This is a genomic window from Algibacter sp. TI.3.09, assembly GCF_038154905.1.
Classification (GTDB): Bacteria; Bacteroidota; Bacteroidia; order Flavobacteriales; family Flavobacteriaceae; genus Algibacter.
In genome coordinates this window covers 1-226 of sequence record NZ_JBAKAN010000093.1, presented here as the reverse complement: position 1 = coordinate 226, position 226 = coordinate 1, and the positions used below count along the sequence as shown (strand labels likewise).

Annotated in this window: 1 protein-coding gene; it reads left to right on the top strand. The window is 41.2% G+C overall.

Going from position 1 to position 226, the window contains the following annotated elements:
* Positions 1-226 (top strand): hypothetical protein (locus V6246_RS18440; protein ID WP_341561890.1); only part of this gene is annotated, 226 nt, incomplete at both ends.

Here is a 226-nt window from a genome sequence, read left to right as displayed (position 1 = left end):
ATTCAGATGGTGACGGTGATCCATTAACCTTAGTGGTACCAAACGAAGGAACATGGGTTTACGATCCAGCAACGGATGATTTAACATTCACACCAGAAACAGGTTTCACAAACGATCCAACCCCAATAGAATATACCTTAACAGAAACCCAAACAGGTTTAAGTGATACAGCAACGGTAACAGTAGATTACGTTATCGAATCACCAACAGCAGAGAATGATGAGAG